Genomic DNA, 15,380 nt, shown 5'->3' on the forward strand with positions numbered 1-15,380 from the left:
GCCCCGCCGAAGAACCAGTTCTTGCGCCCGTGGTTGGGCCGGTAGGGGCTGGGGCAGGTCCATTGCAGGGTGCCTTCCCAGTCCCGGGCGAGGCCGTCGGCCTGGTCGCCGTCCAGGGCCAGGAGGGCGGAGACGAGGGTGCCGCGCCGGACACCCTCCTCCCGCTCCAGTACCTGCACGCGCACCTGACGCTGGGCGGCTTCGTGCGTCAGCCGCTGCAGCGCCTTGGCCACCGCCAGGGCGCATTCGTCCGGCCCCTGGGCCGCCGAGAGTTGCAGGAGGATCATCAGCAGCACCCTCCGCGCGTCTTGTAGGTCAGCACCGGCTTGAGCCGCGCCAGCACCTGCACCAGCCCGGCATCGCGCAGGGCGCCGACCACCGAGTCGATGGCCTTGTAGGCTTCCGGCGCTTCCTCGTAGATCAGCGCGCGGTCGGCGCAGATCACCCGGCTGCCGAGGGCGGTGCGTTCCAGTTGCTCGACGCTGTAGCGCTTGGCGAGGCGGTCCTTGCACTCGCTGCGCATCCACTTGCGCCCGGCGCCGTGGGCCAGGGAGTTGAGGCTGCGCTCGTCGGGCACCGGGGCCACCAGGTAGCTGTAGTCACCCCGGGAACCGGGGATGACCATCACGCCCTGGTCGGCGGGGGTGGCGCCCTTGCGGTGCAGCCAGCCGTCGACGCCGCCGAGGGTCGCGGCGGAGACGAGGTTGTGGTTCACGTCCAGCAGTTGTTCGCCGTCTGCACGCAGGCGGTTGAGGATGCGCCGGGCGATGAGCTGGCGGTTGGCTTCGGCGAAGCGCAGGGCGCCGTCGTGGCGGGCCAGGTAGTGGGCCGCCTCGGGGCTGCCGGCCTCCAGGCCGGCGTGGCTGAAGCGGTCCACCTGCTCGCGCAGGATGGCTTCGCCCAGACCGCGCGAGCCGCTGTGCACCAGCAGGAGCAGGTGCTTGCGGTCGATGCCCAAGGCCGCCAGGGCCGTGTCGTCATAGGCCTCGTCGAGCTGCTGCAGCTCGGCGAAGTGGTTGCCGCCGCCGATGGTGCCCAGGGAACGCTCGTGTCCGCAGGGCGGCAGGCCGAAGGCGGCGATCGCCTCGTGCCAACTGTCGTCCAGCGGCGCATCGAGGGAGCCCAGGCGCTTCTCCAGCTTGTCCAGGTGGAGCTTGGCGACGGGGATGTCGGTGCGCCAGAAGGCCATGCCGCAGCCGATGTCGTTGCCCACCAGGGCGGGGTAGAAGCGCCCGCTGGAGAAGAACGCGGCGCCCACCGGGTAGCCGCGCCCCGGGTGCAGGTCCGGCATGCCGGCCACCCGTAGCATGCCCGGCAGGCGGGCGGTGGTTTCAAGTTGCTGGATCGCTTTTCCTTCGATCCAGGTGTCGTCCGCGGCGATCAGGGTGATGCCGTCGGCCAGATTGCGAATGCAAGTGCCCATGGTCCAATCCAAATGGGTTGAAACGAAAATGCTTGGATTTGGCAGGCCTGGGGCCGGGCGATGCGGAACCGTCGCGAAGGAGGACGGAAGAGGCGTTTAAGCCAGGCGCGACCTGCAAAGGGTGATCAGTGTTTGCATGATGAACCTCCTTTGCTGTCGGGTTGGGGGAAAGGCGCGCATCTTAGGCGCGCCGACCGGGGTGATGCAAGCGCTGTCATTCACCGCCAACGGCGAAGTTGGGCAGGCTGTCCACCGGCTGGGCGAAGTCGAAGGGGATGGACTCCAGGGCCAGGCCGACGTTGCGCTGGATGACGAAGTGCAGGTGCGGGCCGGTGCTGTTGCCGGTGTTGCCGGAGCGGCCGATCTGCTCGCCCAGCGCCACGCGCTGACCTTCCTGGACCTGCACCGAGCCCTTCATGAGGTGCAGGTAGACGCCCATGGTGCCGTCGTCGTGGAGGATGCGCACGAAGTTGCCGGAGGGGTTCTCGCCCCGGCCGCTCTGGCGGTTCTCGGTCTTGACCACCATGCCGGCGCGGGCGGCGACGATGGGCGTGCCCTCGGGCATGGCCACGTCCTGGGCATAGCGGCCCTTGGGGGTGAAGTGGCTGTACTGGCCGTTGGCGCCCTGGGTCAGGCGGAAAGGGCCGCCGAGCCAGGGCAGTGGGTAGCGGTACAGCGAGGGTTGCTGCCGGGGGTCGCCCAGGGCGTAGCGCAGGCGCGGCTTGTAGCGCAGGGCCTTGCCGGGGTTCTCGGGGCTGAGGGTGACCAGGCGGATCTTGCTGCGCGGCGGCAGCACCCAGCGGATCGGCCGGCCGGGGTCGCCGATGGCGTTGCTGACGTTCTCCAGGCTCAGCTCCACTTCCACCGGGGCGAACAGGTCGTTGCGCACCAGCAGGGTCTCGCCGGCGTCGTGCTTCTGGGTCTCCAGCTTCACCGAGCGGTCCAGCCGCTCCACCATGCGGTCGCGGAAGACGAACACCTGGGCGCCGGAGACGGCCTTGTCGGTGTAGGTCACCACGCCGTTGGCGTCGGTGTACTTGTAGATGGTCAGTGCGCTGGCGGGCATGGCGGCCACCAGCAAGCAGCAGAGAAGTAGAGCGCGCCCTGGCATGACTGCACGTTTCATGAGTGTTATGAGCTGGCAAGCCTAGCAGCGCCGCCGGTCCTGTGCGAGGCGCCGGCGGTCGGGCTGTGACGGGGTTGGCTGGGGGGCCGGTCCGGGCGGACCGGCGGGCATCAGGCGCCGGGGACGAAGTGCTTCTGGGCGGTGCCGCGGGCGATCAGGCGCGACAGGTAGTCGAGCTTCTGCGGGTCGCGGTCGACGAAGCGGAAGGTGAGCTGCAGCCACTCGCTGTCGGGCTTGGGCTCCAGCGCGGCGACGGCGTGCAGGTAGCCGTTGAGGCGCGCCACTTCGCCACCCTCGCCCTGCTCCAGGTCGAGCACGGCGCTTTCCAGCACCTGGGGCAGCGGGTCGCCCCGCTTCACCACCAGGTGGGCGTCCTTGAGGCTGATGGTCTTGATCACGCAGGAGAGCACCGCCGAGGGCAGGCGCAACTGGGCCTGGCCACGGCCGGCGGGCACCTTGGCGGCAGCGCTCTTGGTCGGTGCGGCAAAGCCAGCGGCGGCCTGGACCGCCGGCTTGGCACTGGGGCTTTTGGGCTTGACCACGTCGGCGCCCTTGCCGCCGGTCAGTGCGGCCAGGGAATCGTTGGCGAAGCCGCCGGTGCTGAGCATCTTGGGCGGCGCGGAGGCGGCCAGGGCTTCGAGGCGGCCGGCGCGGGCCAGTTGCTTCTTGACCTTGGTCACCAACTGATCGTTGGAGAAGGGCTTGCCGATGTAGTCGGAGACGCCGGCCTGGATGGCCTGCACCACGTTCTCCTTGTCGCCACGGCTGGTGACCATGACGAAGGGCGTGGTCTTGTGGCTTTCCTCGGCGCGGCACCAGGTGAGCAGCTCGAGGCCGGACATCTCCGGCATCTCCCAGTCGCAGAGAATCAGGTCCACCGACGAGCGGCTGAGCATCTGCTGGGCCTTGCGGCCATTCACCGCTTCTTCGATCTGGATACCCGGGAAATGGTCGCGCAGGCCCTTTTTCACCAGGTCACGAATAAAGGACGCGTCGTCCACCACCAGCACAGTAACTTTGCTCATCAACCACTCCTCTCAGACCGGACCTAAGCATAGCTGCGGGCGATAGTGCTGTGCCAAATAGAATGCGCCCCGGGCAAGCCGGGGCGCGACGGGTCCAGCGGGAAAAGGGCGACCGGCCCGTAGGCGGAGCTTACTCGGGCTTGCCCGCGCCCTGCACTTCTTCCTGCATGCGGGCCAGGCCCATGTGGCGCACGTCGGTGCCGCGCACCAGGTAGATCACCAGTTCGGCGATGTTGCGCGCGTGGTCACCGATGCGTTCCAGCGAGCGCAGGGCCCAGATGATGTTGAGCACGCGGCTGATGGCGCGGGGGTCTTCCATCATGTAGGTGACCAGCTCGCGCAGGGCGGTCTTGTACTCGCGGTCGATGGTCTTGTCGTACTGGGCCACCGACAGGGCCAGGTCGGCGTCGAAGCGGGCGAAGGCGTCCAGCGCCTCCTGGACCATCTTGCGCACCTGGTCGCCGATATGGCGCACCTCGACGTAGCCACGGGGCGAAACGCCCTCTTCGCAGAGCTGGATGGCGCGGCGGGCGATCTTCGAGGATTCGTCGCCGATGCGCTCCAGGTCGATCACCGACTTGGAGATGCTGATGATCAGGCGCAGGTCGGAGGCGGCCGGCTGGCGACGGGCGAGGATGCGCACGCACTCCTCGTCGATGTTGCGCTCCATCTGGTTGATCTGGTCGTCGATCTCGCGCACCTGCTGGGCCAGGCCAGAGTCGGCGTCGATCAGCGCGGTGACGGCGTCGTTCACCTGTTTCTCCACCAGGCCGCCCATGGCCAGGAGGTGGCTGCGCACCTCTTCCAGCTCGGCGTTGAACTGCTGGGAGATGTGGTGGGTAAGGCTGTCTTTGTCGATCATTGTTCGCTCCGCGAAAGCTGCAGGCTCCACGCCGCCAGCTACAGGTCATTCGTGTTGTCCGGGTCCACCCGTGGCCGCCCGCACAGGCGGAGGCGCCCCGGCCACTAGCCGTAGCGGCCGGTGATGTAGTCTTCGGTCTGCTTCTTGGACGGGTTGGTGAACAGCGTATCGGTGTCGCCGAACTCGATCAGCTTGCCCATGTACATGAACGCCGTGTAGTCGGAGACGCGCGCGGCCTGCTGCATGTTGTGGGTGACGATGACGATGGTGTACTTGCTCTTCAGCTCGTAGATCAGCTCTTCCACCTTGAGGGTGGAGATCGGGTCGAGGGCCGAGCAGGGCTCGTCGAGCAGCAGCACTTCAGGTTCGACCGCGATGGTGCGGGCGATGACCAGGCGCTGCTGCTGACCGCCGGAGAGGCCAAGGGCGGATTCGTGCAGGCGGTCCTTCACCTCGTCCCACAGGGCGGCACCCTTCAGGGCCCACTCGACGGCCTCGTCGAGCACGCGCTTCTTGTTGATGCCCTGGATGCGCAGGCCGTAGACGACGTTCTCGTAGATGCTCTTGGGGAAGGGGTTGGGCTTCTGGAACACCATGCCGACGCGACGGCGCAGCTCGGCCACTTCTTCGCCCTTGCGGTAGATGTTCTTGCCGTCCAGGCGGATCTCGCCTTCCACGCGGCAGTCGTCCACCAGGTCGTTCATGCGGTTGAAGCAGCGCAGCAGGGTCGACTTGCCGCAGCCGGACGGGCCGATGAAGGCGGTCACGCGCTGCTTGGGGATGTTCATCTGCACGTCGTACAGGGCCTGCTTCTGGCCGTAGTACAGGTTCAGGCCGGGCACTTCCAGCGCGACGGTCTCGTCGGCCAGGTTCAGGCTCTGCTTGCCGCGGCCCAGGGCGGAGATGTTGACGCCGTGGCTGTGGGTCTCGTGTTGCATGGTCTCGCTCCGTTCGTAGCCGGTGGCTACGCGCTCAGGTATTCAGGCGCGGCGGCCCTTGGGGCCGCCGGGCGTTCGATCAGTTTTCCAGCGCCTTGTACTTCTCGCGCAGGTGGTTGCGGATGGCCACGGCCGAGAAGTTCAGCAGGGCGATCACCAGCACCAGCAGCAGCGCGGTGGCGTACACCAGCGGGCGGGCGGCCTCGACGTTGGGGCTCTGGAAGCCGACGTCGTAGATGTGGAAGCCCAGGTGCATGATCTTCTGGTCCAGGTGCAGGTAGGGGTAGTTGCCGTCCACCGGCAGGCTCGGGGCCAGCTTCACCACGCCCACCAGCATCAGCGGCGCCACTTCGCCGGCGGCGCGGGCCACGGCGAGGATCAGGCCGGTCATCATGGCCGGGCTGGCCATCGGCAGGACGATCTTCCACAGGGTCTCGGCCTTGGTCGCGCCGAGGGCCAGGGAGCCTTCACGCACGGCGCGGGGGATGCGTGCCAGGCCTTCCTCGGTGGCGACGATCACCACCGGCACGGCGAGAATCGCCAGGGTCAGCGAGGCCCAGAGCAGGCCCGGGGTGCCGAAGGTCGGCGCCGGGGCGGCCTCGGGGAAGAACATGCGGTCCAGCGAGCCGCCCACCACGTAGACGAAGAAGCCCAGGCCGAACACGCCGTAGACGATGGCCGGGACGCCGGCCAGGTTGTTCACGGCAATGCGGATGATGCGGGTCAGCAGGCCCTGCTTGGCGTACTCGCGCAGGTAGATGGCCGCCACCACGCCGAAGGGGGTGACGATCACGGCCATGATCAGGGTCATCATCACGGTGCCGAAGATGGCCGGGAAGATGCCGCCCTCGGTGTTGGCCTCACGCGGGTCGTCGGCGAGGAATTCCCAGAGTTTCTTGAAGTAGAAGCCCAGCTTCTCGAACAGCCCCATGGCATTGGGCTGGTAGGCGTGTACCACCTTGCCGAGGGTGATCTCCTGCTCCTGGCCGCCGGCCTCACGCACCACCACGCTGTCGCGGTTGAAAGCTTGGTGCAGCTCGGTCAACTGGACTTCGAGGGTCTTGTAGCGGGCATCCAGCTCGGCGCGACGGGCCGCCAGATCAGCCTGGGCCACGGCGTCCAGCTCGCCCTTGAGCTCCAGCTTGCGGCCTTCCAGGCGCAGGCGCTCGAGGCCGTGGTTGATGCCGCCGATCTCCTTCTTCTCCAGCCGGTAGAGCTGGGCATAGAGGTCGTCGACGCGCTTGAGGCGCTCCTGCAGGGCAGACATGGCAGCCTCGCCTTCGGCGATCACCTTGCCGTCTTCCTTCACGCTCACCAGGCGGCCGTAGAAGTTGCCCCACTCGCGGCGCTCCAGCGCGATCAGCTCGGCGGGCTTCTGCGGGTCCTTCAACCACTCGCCGACCACCCAGGAGAAGTCAGCGCCGTAGACCTCACGGTTGCCCACCTTGAGCAGCTCGCGGGTCATGAACTCGGGGCTGTCGTCCTGCACCGGCAGGCCGGCGCTCTTGAGGCGCGCGCTGGGCACTTCCTCGACTTGCACCGCTTCGCCGATCACCGCCTTGGGGGCCTGACCGGGGATGCTGTACTGCGCTTCGATCAGGTCGGCCGGCCAGAAGTGGGCCAGGCCGCGCACGGCGATCACCGAGAGCAGGCCGATGGTCATGATGACGGCGATGGCCACGGCGCCACCGCTCATCCAGACGCCCGGCGCGCCGCTCTCGAACCAGTTCTTGAGGGAAACCTTTTTCACGGATGTCTCCAACTCGTGAGTCTTCCAGTGCTTCCCGCCCAGGGCAGGAGGCGCTTGTTTGTCCACACCCCCTCCCGCCGGGAGGGGGCCGTCGCGGCGTGGGCCGCCTTACAGGGATGCGTACTTCTTGCGCAGCCGCTGGCGGATCAGCTCGGCCAGGGTGTTCATCACGAAGGTGAAGGAGAGCAGCACCAGCGCGGCGAGGAACAGCACGCGGTAATGCGAACCACCGACTTCGGATTCCGGCATCTCCACCGCGACGTTGGCCGCCAGGGTGCGCATGCCCTCGAAGATGTTCAGCTCCATCACCGGGGTGTTGCCGGTGGCCATCAGCACGATCATGGTCTCGCCGACGGCGCGGCCGAGGCCGATCATCAGCGCGGAGAAGATGCCCGGGCTGGCGGTGAGGATCACCACGCGGGTCAGCGTCTGCCAGGGCGTGGCGCCCAGGGCCAGGGAGCCGTAGGTGAGGCTCTTGGGCACGCTGAAGATGGCGTCTTCGGCGATGGAGAAGATGTTCGGGATCACCGCGAAGCCCATGGCCAGGCCGACGATCAGGGCGTTGCGCTGGTCGTAGGTGATCCCTAAGTCATTGCTGATCCACAGGCGCATGTCACCGCCGAAGAACCAGGTCTCCAGCAGCGGGCTCATGCCCAGGGCGAACCAGCCCACCAGCAGGACGACGGGGATCAGGATGGCGGCTTCGAAGCCGTCCGGCACGCGCAGGCGCACCGACTCCGGCAGGCGGCTCCAGATGAAGCCGGCGAGCAGGATGCCGATGGGGGTCAGCAGCAGCAGGCTGAAGATGCCCGGCAGGTGACCTTCGACGTAAGGCGCCAGGAACAGGCCGGCGAAGAAGCCGAGGATCACCGTCGGCAGCGCTTCCATCAGTTCGATCACCGGCTTGACCTTGCGGCGCATGCCGGGGGCCATGAAGTAGGCGGTGTAGATGGCGGCGGCGATGGCCAGCGGAGCGGCCAGCAGCATGGCGTAGAAGGCGGCCTTGAGGGTGCCGAAGGTCAGCGGCGCCAGGCTCAGCTTGGGCTCGAAGTCGGTGTTGGCGGCGGTGGACTGCCAGACGTACTTGGGTTCGTCGTAGCTCTCGTACCAGACCTTGCTCCACAGCGCGCTCCAGGACACTTCCGGGTGCGGGTTGGAGAGGCGGAACGGCAGGAACTTGCCCTCGGTCTCCACCACCACGCGGTTGGCGCGGGGCGACAGAGCCAGCACGCCAGCGCCATCGGTCACCGACTCAATCAGCAGCGTGCGCTCGGCGGTGCTGTGGAAGACGCCGAGCTTGCCGCTGGCGTCCAGGCCGAGGAAGCCCTTGCGGCGCTCCTCAGGGGCGATCTGCACCACCGGGGCGCTGCCCAACTGGAAGCTGCGGATGAGGGTCAGGCGGGCTTCGCCGTCGGCGCCACGGACCATGAACCACTGGCCGATGCCACCCTTGGAGTCGCCCACCATGAGGGAGATGCCACCCAGCAGCAGGGCGCTGGCGGTGGTTTCCCGGTCACCGTCCTCGAACAGTTTGTAGCGACCGTTGAGGGCCTGCTCGCGCAGGCTGAAGACGTCAGCCTGGGCACGCCCGTTGATCACGTACAGCCACTGCTGGCGCGGGTCGACGTAGATGGCCTTGATCGGCTCGACCATCTGCGGCAGGGCAATGGCGTTCTGTTCGAAGGTGGTCTCGCCAGTGAGCATGTTCTCCTGGCTCACCAACTCCTGCACGTAGAGCTGGTTGCCGGTGGAGCCGGCCAGAATCAGGGATTCGTCGTTCTGGTTGACGGCTACGTGCTCCAGCGGCTTGCCCTCGGGGTTCAGCGCCATGGGCTTGTCGCCGAAGGGGAAGTCGATGCGCGGGGTGATCACGCGCTTGTTGTCCGGGTAGGTCACCTGGTAGCCGTACTTGAACAGCAGCGCCTGGCCGTTGGACAGGCCGAGGGCCACCAGCGGCTGGCCGGGCTGGTCCTGGCCGATGGAGGCGACGCTGACACCTTCCGGCAGCGGCAGGGCGACGCGCTTGAGCTCCGCACCGTCCTTCGTGGCGAAGAACACCGCCTCACCCTTGTCGGAGACGCGCATGCCCACCTGGTTCTGCTCTTCCAGGGTCAGCAGCAGCGGCTTGCCGGTCTCCTGTTGCAGCCAGGCCGGCGCCTGCACCTGCTTCGCGGTCAGCTCGGCGCCCTTGAACAGGGGCAGCACCACGTAGGCAAGGTAGAAGAAGATCAGGGTGATGGCCGCAAGGACCGCCAAGCCACCCACCAGTACGTACCAGCGGGTCAGGTTGTCTTTCAGCGCGCGGATGCGACGCTTGCGCTGCAGCGCCGGCGTATTGAAGTCGATGCGCGCGGGGGGATTCGTCGAGGTCATGGGGGAACTGGCCAGGTCATTCATGGGGCAAACCCTAAAGCCTTCGTATGACAGAAAGATGACAGCGTGGTGACACAACGAAGCCCGCCCGGGGCATGGTGCCAGGGGCGGGCGTTCACGCCGGGGATCACCCGACGCCGTCGCATCCTTGCAGGGCGGCCGATGGAGGGAGCCGCCCTTTCATCTGCCCTGGATTACAGGCCCAGATCCTTCAGGGTCTTCTCGGCCACCTTGGCCGGCAGCGGGATGTAGCCGTCTTTCACCACAACCTGCTGACCCTGCTGGGACAGCACCAGCTTGATGAACTCGGCCTCCAGGGGAGCCAGGGGCTTGTTCGGGGCCTTGTTGACGTAGACGTAGAGGAAGCGGGACAGCGGGTAGCTGCCGTTGAGGGCGTTCTGCTCGTTGTCTTCAATGAACTCGCCGCCTTCCTTCTTGGCCAGGGCAACGGTCTTCACGCTGGAGGTCTTGTAGCCGATGCCGGAGTAGCCGATGCCGTTCAGGGACTGGCTGATGGACTGCACCACGGAGGCGGAGCCTGGCTGCTCGTTGACGTTGGCCTTGAAGTCGCCTTTGCACAGGGCTTCTTCCTTGAAGTAGCCGTAGGTGCCGGATACCGAGTTGCGGCCGAACAGCTGGATCGGCTTGGCGGCCAGGTCGCCGGTCACACCCAGGTCACCCCAGGTCTTGATGTCGCTCTTGCCACCGCACAGGCGGTTGGCGGAGAAGATCGCGTCGACCTGCTGCATGGTCAGCCCCTTGATGGGGTTGTCCTTGTGGACGAAGACGGCCAGGGCGTCGACGGCGACCGGGACGGCGGTGGGCTTGTAGCCGTACTTCTGCTCGAAGGCCTGCAGCTCGACATCCTTCATCTTGCGGCTCATCGGGCCGAGGTTGGAGGTGCCTTCGGTCAGGGCCGGCGGCGCGGTGGAGGAACCAGCAGCCTGGATCTGGATGTTCACGTTGGGGTATTCGCGCTTGTACGCTTCAGCCCACAGGGTCATCAGGTTGGCCAGGGTGTCCGAACCGACGCTGGAGAGGTTGCCCGACACACCGGTGGTCTTGGTGTAGGACGGGATGGACGGGTCGACGGCGGCAACCGCGCTGGCGGTGGCAACGCCGGCGGCGACGAAAGTCAGGGCCGCCATCAAACGCTTCAGTTTCATGCCTTGCTCCTAGCAGGGGATAGGGTTGGATGAATCGTAGACCAGTATCGGAAGGCCATATGAACACTCTATGACCCGAATATGACAATTGGATGAATAGCCATCACGCCGGTCCAATCCCTGGCGACCGCCACTCAGCCCGACAGGAAGCCCACCCGGGCCCGCCCAAGGAGAACCCCATGAAAGCGCTGCACCTGCTGCCCCTCAGCCTCGCCGTCCTCTGCGCCGCCTGCGGCGAGCGTGCCGCCCTGCAGGTGGCCGACGGCACCGGCCCCACCCCGCAGTTGCCCCCGCCGAACAAGACCCTGATCCCCACGGTGAACATCGCCCCCGCCATCGGCTGGCCCGCAGGCGGCCGTCCCCAGGCCACCCAGGGCACCGAGGTGAAAGCCTTCGCCGAGGGCCTGGACCACCCGCGCTGGCTGTACCTGCTGCCCAACGGCGACGTGCTGGTGGCGGAAAGCAACGCCCCGGCCAGCGACGGCGGCTTCAGCTTCAAGGGCTGGATCGCCGGCAAGGTGATGGAGAAGGCCGGCGCCCGCACCCCCAGCGCCGACCGCGTCACCCTGCTGCGGGACACCGACGGCGACGGCGTGGCCGACCTGAAGACGCCTTTCCTGGAAAACCTGCACTCGCCCTTCGGCATGGCCCTGGTGGACGACACCCTGTATGTCGCCAACGCCGACGCCTTGGTGAAGGTGCCCTACCAGCCCGGCCAGACCCGCATCGATGCCACGCCGCAGCAGGTCACCGACCTGCCGGCGGGCATCAACCACCACTGGACCAAGAACGTCATCGCCAGCCGCGACGGCACCCGGCTCTATGTCACCGTCGGCTCCAACAGCAACGTCGGCGAGAACGGCCTGGAGATGGAGGAAGGGCGCGCGGCGATATGGGAAGTGGACCGCGCCAGCGGCACCAAGCGCCTGTTCGCCGGCGGCCTGCGCAACCCCAACGGCCTGGCCTGGGAGCCGGACAGCGGTGCGCTGTGGACGGCGGTGAACGAACGCGACGAGATCGGCAGCGACCTGGTGCCCGACTACATCACCTCGGTGAAGGACGGCGGCTTCTACGGCTGGCCCTGGAGCTACTACGGCCAGCACGTCGACGAGCGCGTGCAACCGGCCAACCCGGAAAAGGTCGCCAGCGCCCTGGTGCCGGACTACGCCCTGGGCCCGCACACCGCCTCGCTCGGCATCGCCTTCGGCCGCGGCAGCGCCCTGCCGGACTTCCAGAACGGCCTGTTCGTCGCCCAGCACGGCTCCTGGAACCGCAAGCCCCACAGCGGCTACAAGGTGATCTTCGTGCCCTTCAAGGACGGCATGCCCAATGGCCAGCCGGTGGACGTGCTCACCGGCTTCCTCGACGCCGACGGCAACGCCCAGGGCCGCCCCGTGGACGTGCGCCTGGACGCCCAGGGCGCCCTGCTGGTGACCGACGACGTGGGCAACACGGTCTGGCGGGTGACCCCCACCGCCCGTTGATGGCCGGGCCAGCCCGCCGAACTTCACCGCTGATAGAGCCAGTCCGTAGGATGCGGTGAGCTCAGCGAACCGCATCGATGACCCGTACATGGCGGCCATGTAGGGTGGGCCGGGCGGCGTTCCGCTTCAGCCCACCAGCGGTGGTCAGCGTGGGCTGAAGCCCACCCTACGGAATGCCCCAACCCACCTGGCAGCACGAAGTGCTCCCTACAGGGGCATGGCGCCCGTCACCGCGACGCCATGCGCTCGATCAGCGCTTCTGCCCGATCAGGTACAGCCCGATGAACACCGCCACCCCGCACAGCGCCGCCACGTAATAGGCCGGCCCCAGCGGGTCCCACTTCATCAGCAGCGACACCACCATCGGCGTCAGCCCGCCGAAGATGGCGTAGGCGAGGTTGTAGGAGAACGACAGGCCGGAGAAACGCACCACCGGCGGGAAGGCCTTGACCATCACATAGGGCACCGCGCCGATGGTGCCGACGAACAGCCCGGTCAGCGCATAGAGCGGGAACAGCCAGTCCGGGTGCGCCTTGAGGCTGGAGTAGAAGGTCCAGGAACTGGCCGCCAGCAGCAGCCCGCCCACCAGGAAGGTACGGCCCGCGCCGAAGCGGTCGGCCAGGGCGCCGGAGGCGATGCAGCCGACCGTCAGGCAGACGATGGCCAGGCTGTTGGCCTTGAGCGCGGTGGCCGCTTCGAAGCCGTACACGGTCTGCAACACGGTGGGGGTCATGAGGATGACCACCACGATGCCTGCCGACAGCACCCAGGTCAGCAGCATGCTGATGGCGATGGCGCCCCGGTGCTCGCGCAGCACCGCCTTCAGCGGCACCTCCTCGGCCAGCGCCTTGCGCTGCTGCAACTCGGCGAACACCGGCGTCTCGTGCAACCAGCGGCGCAGATAAACGGAGAACAGACCGAACACACCGCCCACCAGGAACGGCATGCGCCAGGCCCAGGCCTGCACCTCTTCCGGGGTGTAGAGGGTGTTGATCAGGGTCGCCATCAGCGAGCCCAGCAGGATGCCGGCGGTGAGGCCCGAGGTGAGCGTTCCGCAGGCGTAGCCGACATGCCGCGCCGGGACGTGCTCGGCCACGAACACCCAGGCGCCGGGCACCTCGCCACCGATGGCCGCGCCCTGGATCACCCGCATCAGCAACAGCGCCAGGGGCGCCCAGATGCCGATCTGCGCATAGGTGGGCAGCAGCCCCATCACCAGAGTCGGCACCGCCATGAGGAAGATGCTCAGGGTGAACATGCGCTTGCGCCCCAGCAGGTCGCCGAAGTGCGCCATGACGATGCCCCCCAGGGGCCGTGCCAGGTAGCCGGCGGCGAAGATGCCGAAGGTCTGCAACTGGCGCAGCCACTCGGGCATCTCGGCGGGGAAGAACAGCTTGCCCATCACGGCGGCGAAGAACACGAAGATGATGAAGTCGTAGAACTCGAGGGCGCCGCCCAGGGCGGACAGGGACAGGGTCTTGTAGTCGCGGCGGGTCAGCGGACGCGCGGGCGCCTCGGAGGCGGAAACGGTGGCCATGTAGAGTCTCTTGTTCGGGGGCAGGCAAAGCGTGCCCGCCACTGCGTTGGCGGCGGGCCGGTCCGCAACATAGCAAAAAGGTCTACCGGGCACACAATCTCTGACGTATGACCGCGACAAAGCCTGACCGGGCGGTCGTCGCCCGCCACGCCGACCTATATACTGCGCGCTGTTGCGCACGGACGACGGGCAGTGGGTCGACGGGCGCCCGGGGATTCTTTGCAGGGCAGCGTGCCCTTCCCCGCCTACCGAAGCCAAATCAGAGCAGCACAGGGGTAGAGGCACCCCAGGCATGATCGAGATCGAAGAAGAAGAAAACCTGACTCCCCAGGGCGACCTGGCCCTGCAGATCACCGCGCTCCCGCGCGAAACCAACGGATTCGGCGACATCTACGGCGGCTGGCTGGTCTCCCAGATGGACCTGGCCGGTACCGCCATGGCCAACAAGGTCGCCGGCGGCCGCGTGGCCACCGTGGCCATCGACCGCATGGCCTTCCTCGTCCCGGTCGCCGTCGGCGCCCAGCTCTCCTTCTATACCCAGACCCTGGAGATCGGCCGCAGCTCGATCCAGATGCTGGTGGAAGTGTGGAGCGACGACCCGCTCTCCAGCGAGTGGCGCAAGGTCACCGAAGCGGTGTTCGTGTTCGTCGCCATCGACGGCAGCGGTCGCACCCGCCCGGTTCCCCGCCGCAACTGATGCCCCGGTCGGCGGGAACCTCGCCGGCCCTGCCCGTGCCCAAGCTCGGGCCATCCACCATGAGAGAACGCCGATGACCCGCGCGACCCCGCAGATCGAACGCATCGAAATGGATCAGCTCGCCTGCTGGCGGGTGCTCACCGCCGAGGCCGAGCTGCTGGTCGCCCAGCAGGGCGCCCAGGTGCTCAGCTACCGCCGCCACGGCGAGCAGCCGCTGATCTGGCTCAGCGAACAGGCCGGCTACCAGCGCGGCCAGTCGGTGCGCGGCGGCGTACCGGTGTGCTGGCCCTGGTTCGGCGACCTGCGCCGCAACCCCGATGCCGTGCAGGCGTGCTACCCCGGTGACGGCAACGCCCCCGCCCACGGCCTGGTGCGCGGCCTGGACTGGGAACTGGACGGCGTCGAAGCCCTCGATGGCGAGGTGCAACTGCGCTTCAGCCTCGACACCCGTCGCCAGCCCCTCCCCGGCTGGCCCCACGCCGCCCGCCTGGGCCTGACCCTGCGCCTCGACGCCCAGCGCCTGCACCTGGCCCTGGACACCGAGAACCTCGGCGACGTGCCCCTGGCCATCAGCCAGGCGCTGCACACCTACTTCGCCGTGAGCGACATCCACCAGGTCCGCGTCGAAGGGCTGGACGGCTGCGACTACATCGAGACCCTGGACGGCTGGAGCCGCCGTCGGCAGGCCGGTGACGTGGCCTTCAGCGGCGAGACCGACCGCATCTACCTCGGCGTCCCCCGCCGTGTCGCCATCCACGATGCCGGCTGGAACCGCCGTGTGGTGCTGGAGGCCGAGGGCTCGTCCTCGGCGGTGGTGTGGAACCCCTGGATCGACAAGTCCACCCGCCTCTCCCAGTTCGCCCCCGACGCCTGGCAGCGCATGCTTTGCATCGAGACCGCCCAGGTGATGGACGACGTCCTGCACCTGGCGCCGGGCGCGCGGCACCGCCTCGCGTTCAGCCTCTGGAGCGAGTCGCTCTGAACCCCTCCGGGGGCCGG

General features: G+C 67.7%; 12 protein-coding genes and 1 pseudogene. 3 read left to right on the plus strand and 10 right to left on the minus strand.

Annotated features, from left to right (window positions below):
* The 9 genes and pseudogenes from A7D27_RS22690 to A7D27_RS22730 form a co-directional block, all read right to left on the minus strand.
* Positions 1-287, minus strand: a pseudogene (locus A7D27_RS22690) (peptide chain release factor H); the annotation flags it as partial.
* Entirely contained in the window at positions 287-1,423 is a 1,137-nt protein-coding gene (locus A7D27_RS22695) for an RNA ligase RtcB family protein (RefSeq protein ID WP_069566167.1), read from the minus strand. The pseudogene A7D27_RS22690 and the gene A7D27_RS22695, both read right to left, overlap by 1 nt.
* Before the next feature lie 214 nt (positions 1,424-1,637).
* Positions 1,638-2,534: a peptidoglycan DD-metalloendopeptidase family protein gene (locus A7D27_RS22700; protein ID WP_069562080.1), complete on the minus strand. Its 897-nt coding sequence runs from the start codon at positions 2,532-2,534 to the stop codon at positions 1,638-1,640.
* 125 nt (positions 2,535-2,659) lie between these two features.
* A complete protein-coding gene (locus A7D27_RS22705) occupies positions 2,660-3,574 on the minus strand; it encodes a response regulator (protein WP_069566168.1) in 915 nt (304 codons plus the stop codon).
* 130 nt (positions 3,575-3,704) lie between these two features.
* Complete coding sequence (gene phoU / locus A7D27_RS22710; RefSeq protein ID WP_069562082.1) at positions 3,705-4,436, minus strand: phosphate signaling complex protein PhoU; 732 nt, start codon at positions 4,434-4,436, stop codon at positions 3,705-3,707.
* A gap of 104 nt (positions 4,437-4,540) precedes the next feature.
* Positions 4,541-5,374: a phosphate ABC transporter ATP-binding protein PstB gene (gene pstB / locus A7D27_RS22715; protein WP_069562083.1), complete on the minus strand. Its 834-nt coding sequence runs from the start codon at positions 5,372-5,374 to the stop codon at positions 4,541-4,543.
* Positions 5,375-5,453: 79 nt separating this feature from the next.
* Positions 5,454-7,070, minus strand: coding sequence for a phosphate ABC transporter permease PstA (pstA, locus tag A7D27_RS22720; protein WP_139131177.1), 1,617 nt, complete (start codon positions 7,068-7,070; stop codon positions 5,454-5,456).
* A gap of 162 nt (positions 7,071-7,232) precedes the next feature.
* The gene (locus tag A7D27_RS22725; RefSeq protein WP_170832320.1) at positions 7,233-9,209 is read right to left on the minus strand and encodes an ABC transporter permease subunit; all 1,977 of its coding nucleotides are present in this window, start codon (positions 9,207-9,209) and stop codon (positions 7,233-7,235) included.
* Between the two features lie 482 nt (positions 9,210-9,691).
* The gene (locus tag A7D27_RS22730; protein ID WP_069562086.1) at positions 9,692-10,663 is read right to left on the minus strand and encodes a phosphate ABC transporter substrate-binding protein PstS; all 972 of its coding nucleotides are present in this window, start codon (positions 10,661-10,663) and stop codon (positions 9,692-9,694) included.
* A 179-nt stretch (positions 10,664-10,842) separates the two neighbouring features.
* Between A7D27_RS22730 and A7D27_RS22735 the strand changes: the two genes are divergently transcribed.
* Positions 10,843-12,147, plus strand: coding sequence for a sorbosone dehydrogenase family protein (locus A7D27_RS22735; RefSeq protein ID WP_069566169.1), 1,305 nt, complete (start codon positions 10,843-10,845; stop codon positions 12,145-12,147).
* 250 nt (positions 12,148-12,397) lie between these two features.
* On the opposite strand, the gene A7D27_RS22740 is transcribed toward A7D27_RS22735, so the two are convergent.
* Entirely contained in the window at positions 12,398-13,684 is a 1,287-nt protein-coding gene (locus A7D27_RS22740) for an MFS transporter (protein WP_069566170.1), read from the minus strand.
* Positions 13,685-13,976: 292 nt separating this feature from the next.
* On the opposite strand from A7D27_RS22740, the gene A7D27_RS22745 reads away from it, so the two are divergent.
* A complete protein-coding gene (locus tag A7D27_RS22745; protein WP_069562089.1) occupies positions 13,977-14,381 on the plus strand; it encodes an acyl-CoA thioesterase in 405 nt (134 codons plus the stop codon).
* 73 nt (positions 14,382-14,454) lie between these two features.
* The gene (locus A7D27_RS22750) at positions 14,455-15,363 is read left to right on the plus strand and encodes a D-hexose-6-phosphate mutarotase (protein WP_069566171.1); all 909 of its coding nucleotides are present in this window, start codon (positions 14,455-14,457) and stop codon (positions 15,361-15,363) included.
* Positions 15,364-15,380: the final 17 nt, after the last annotated feature.

It is taken from the genome of Pseudomonas sp. 1D4 (assembly GCF_001728925.1).
In the GTDB taxonomy this organism is placed as follows: Bacteria; Pseudomonadota; Gammaproteobacteria; order Pseudomonadales; family Pseudomonadaceae; genus Metapseudomonas; species Metapseudomonas otitidis.

What these genes read in the sequence shown, in the direction of transcription:
- A7D27_RS22695 (WP_069566167.1), bottom strand. Translation starts at nt 1,423, where the DNA reads ATGGGCACTTGCATTCGCAATCTGGCCGACGGCATCACCCTGATCGCC.
- A7D27_RS22700 (WP_069562080.1), bottom strand. Translation starts at nt 2,534, where the DNA reads ATGCCAGGGCGCGCTCTACTTCTCTGCTGCTTGCTGGTGGCCGCCATG.
- A7D27_RS22705 (WP_069566168.1), bottom strand. Translation starts at nt 3,574, where the DNA reads ATGAGCAAAGTTACTGTGCTGGTGGTGGACGACGCGTCCTTTATTCGT.
- phoU (WP_069562082.1), bottom strand. Translation starts at nt 4,436, where the DNA reads ATGATCGACAAAGACAGCCTTACCCACCACATCTCCCAGCAGTTCAAC.
- pstB (WP_069562083.1), bottom strand. Translation starts at nt 5,374, where the DNA reads ATGCAACACGAGACCCACAGCCACGGCGTCAACATCTCCGCCCTGGGC.
- pstA (WP_139131177.1), bottom strand. Translation starts at nt 7,070, where the DNA reads ATGAGCGGTGGCGCCGTGGCCATCGCCGTCATCATGACCATCGGCCTG.
- A7D27_RS22725 (WP_170832320.1), bottom strand. Translation starts at nt 9,209, where the DNA reads ATGCGCGTCTCCGACAAGGGTGAGGCGGTGTTCTTCGCCACGAAGGAC.
- A7D27_RS22730 (WP_069562086.1), bottom strand. Translation starts at nt 10,663, where the DNA reads ATGAAACTGAAGCGTTTGATGGCGGCCCTGACTTTCGTCGCCGCCGGC.
- A7D27_RS22735 (WP_069566169.1), top strand. Translation starts at nt 10,843, where the DNA reads ATGAAAGCGCTGCACCTGCTGCCCCTCAGCCTCGCCGTCCTCTGCGCC.
- A7D27_RS22740 (WP_069566170.1), bottom strand. Translation starts at nt 13,684, where the DNA reads ATGGCCACCGTTTCCGCCTCCGAGGCGCCCGCGCGTCCGCTGACCCGC.
- A7D27_RS22745 (WP_069562089.1), top strand. Translation starts at nt 13,977, where the DNA reads ATGATCGAGATCGAAGAAGAAGAAAACCTGACTCCCCAGGGCGACCTG.
- A7D27_RS22750 (WP_069566171.1), top strand. Translation starts at nt 14,455, where the DNA reads ATGACCCGCGCGACCCCGCAGATCGAACGCATCGAAATGGATCAGCTC.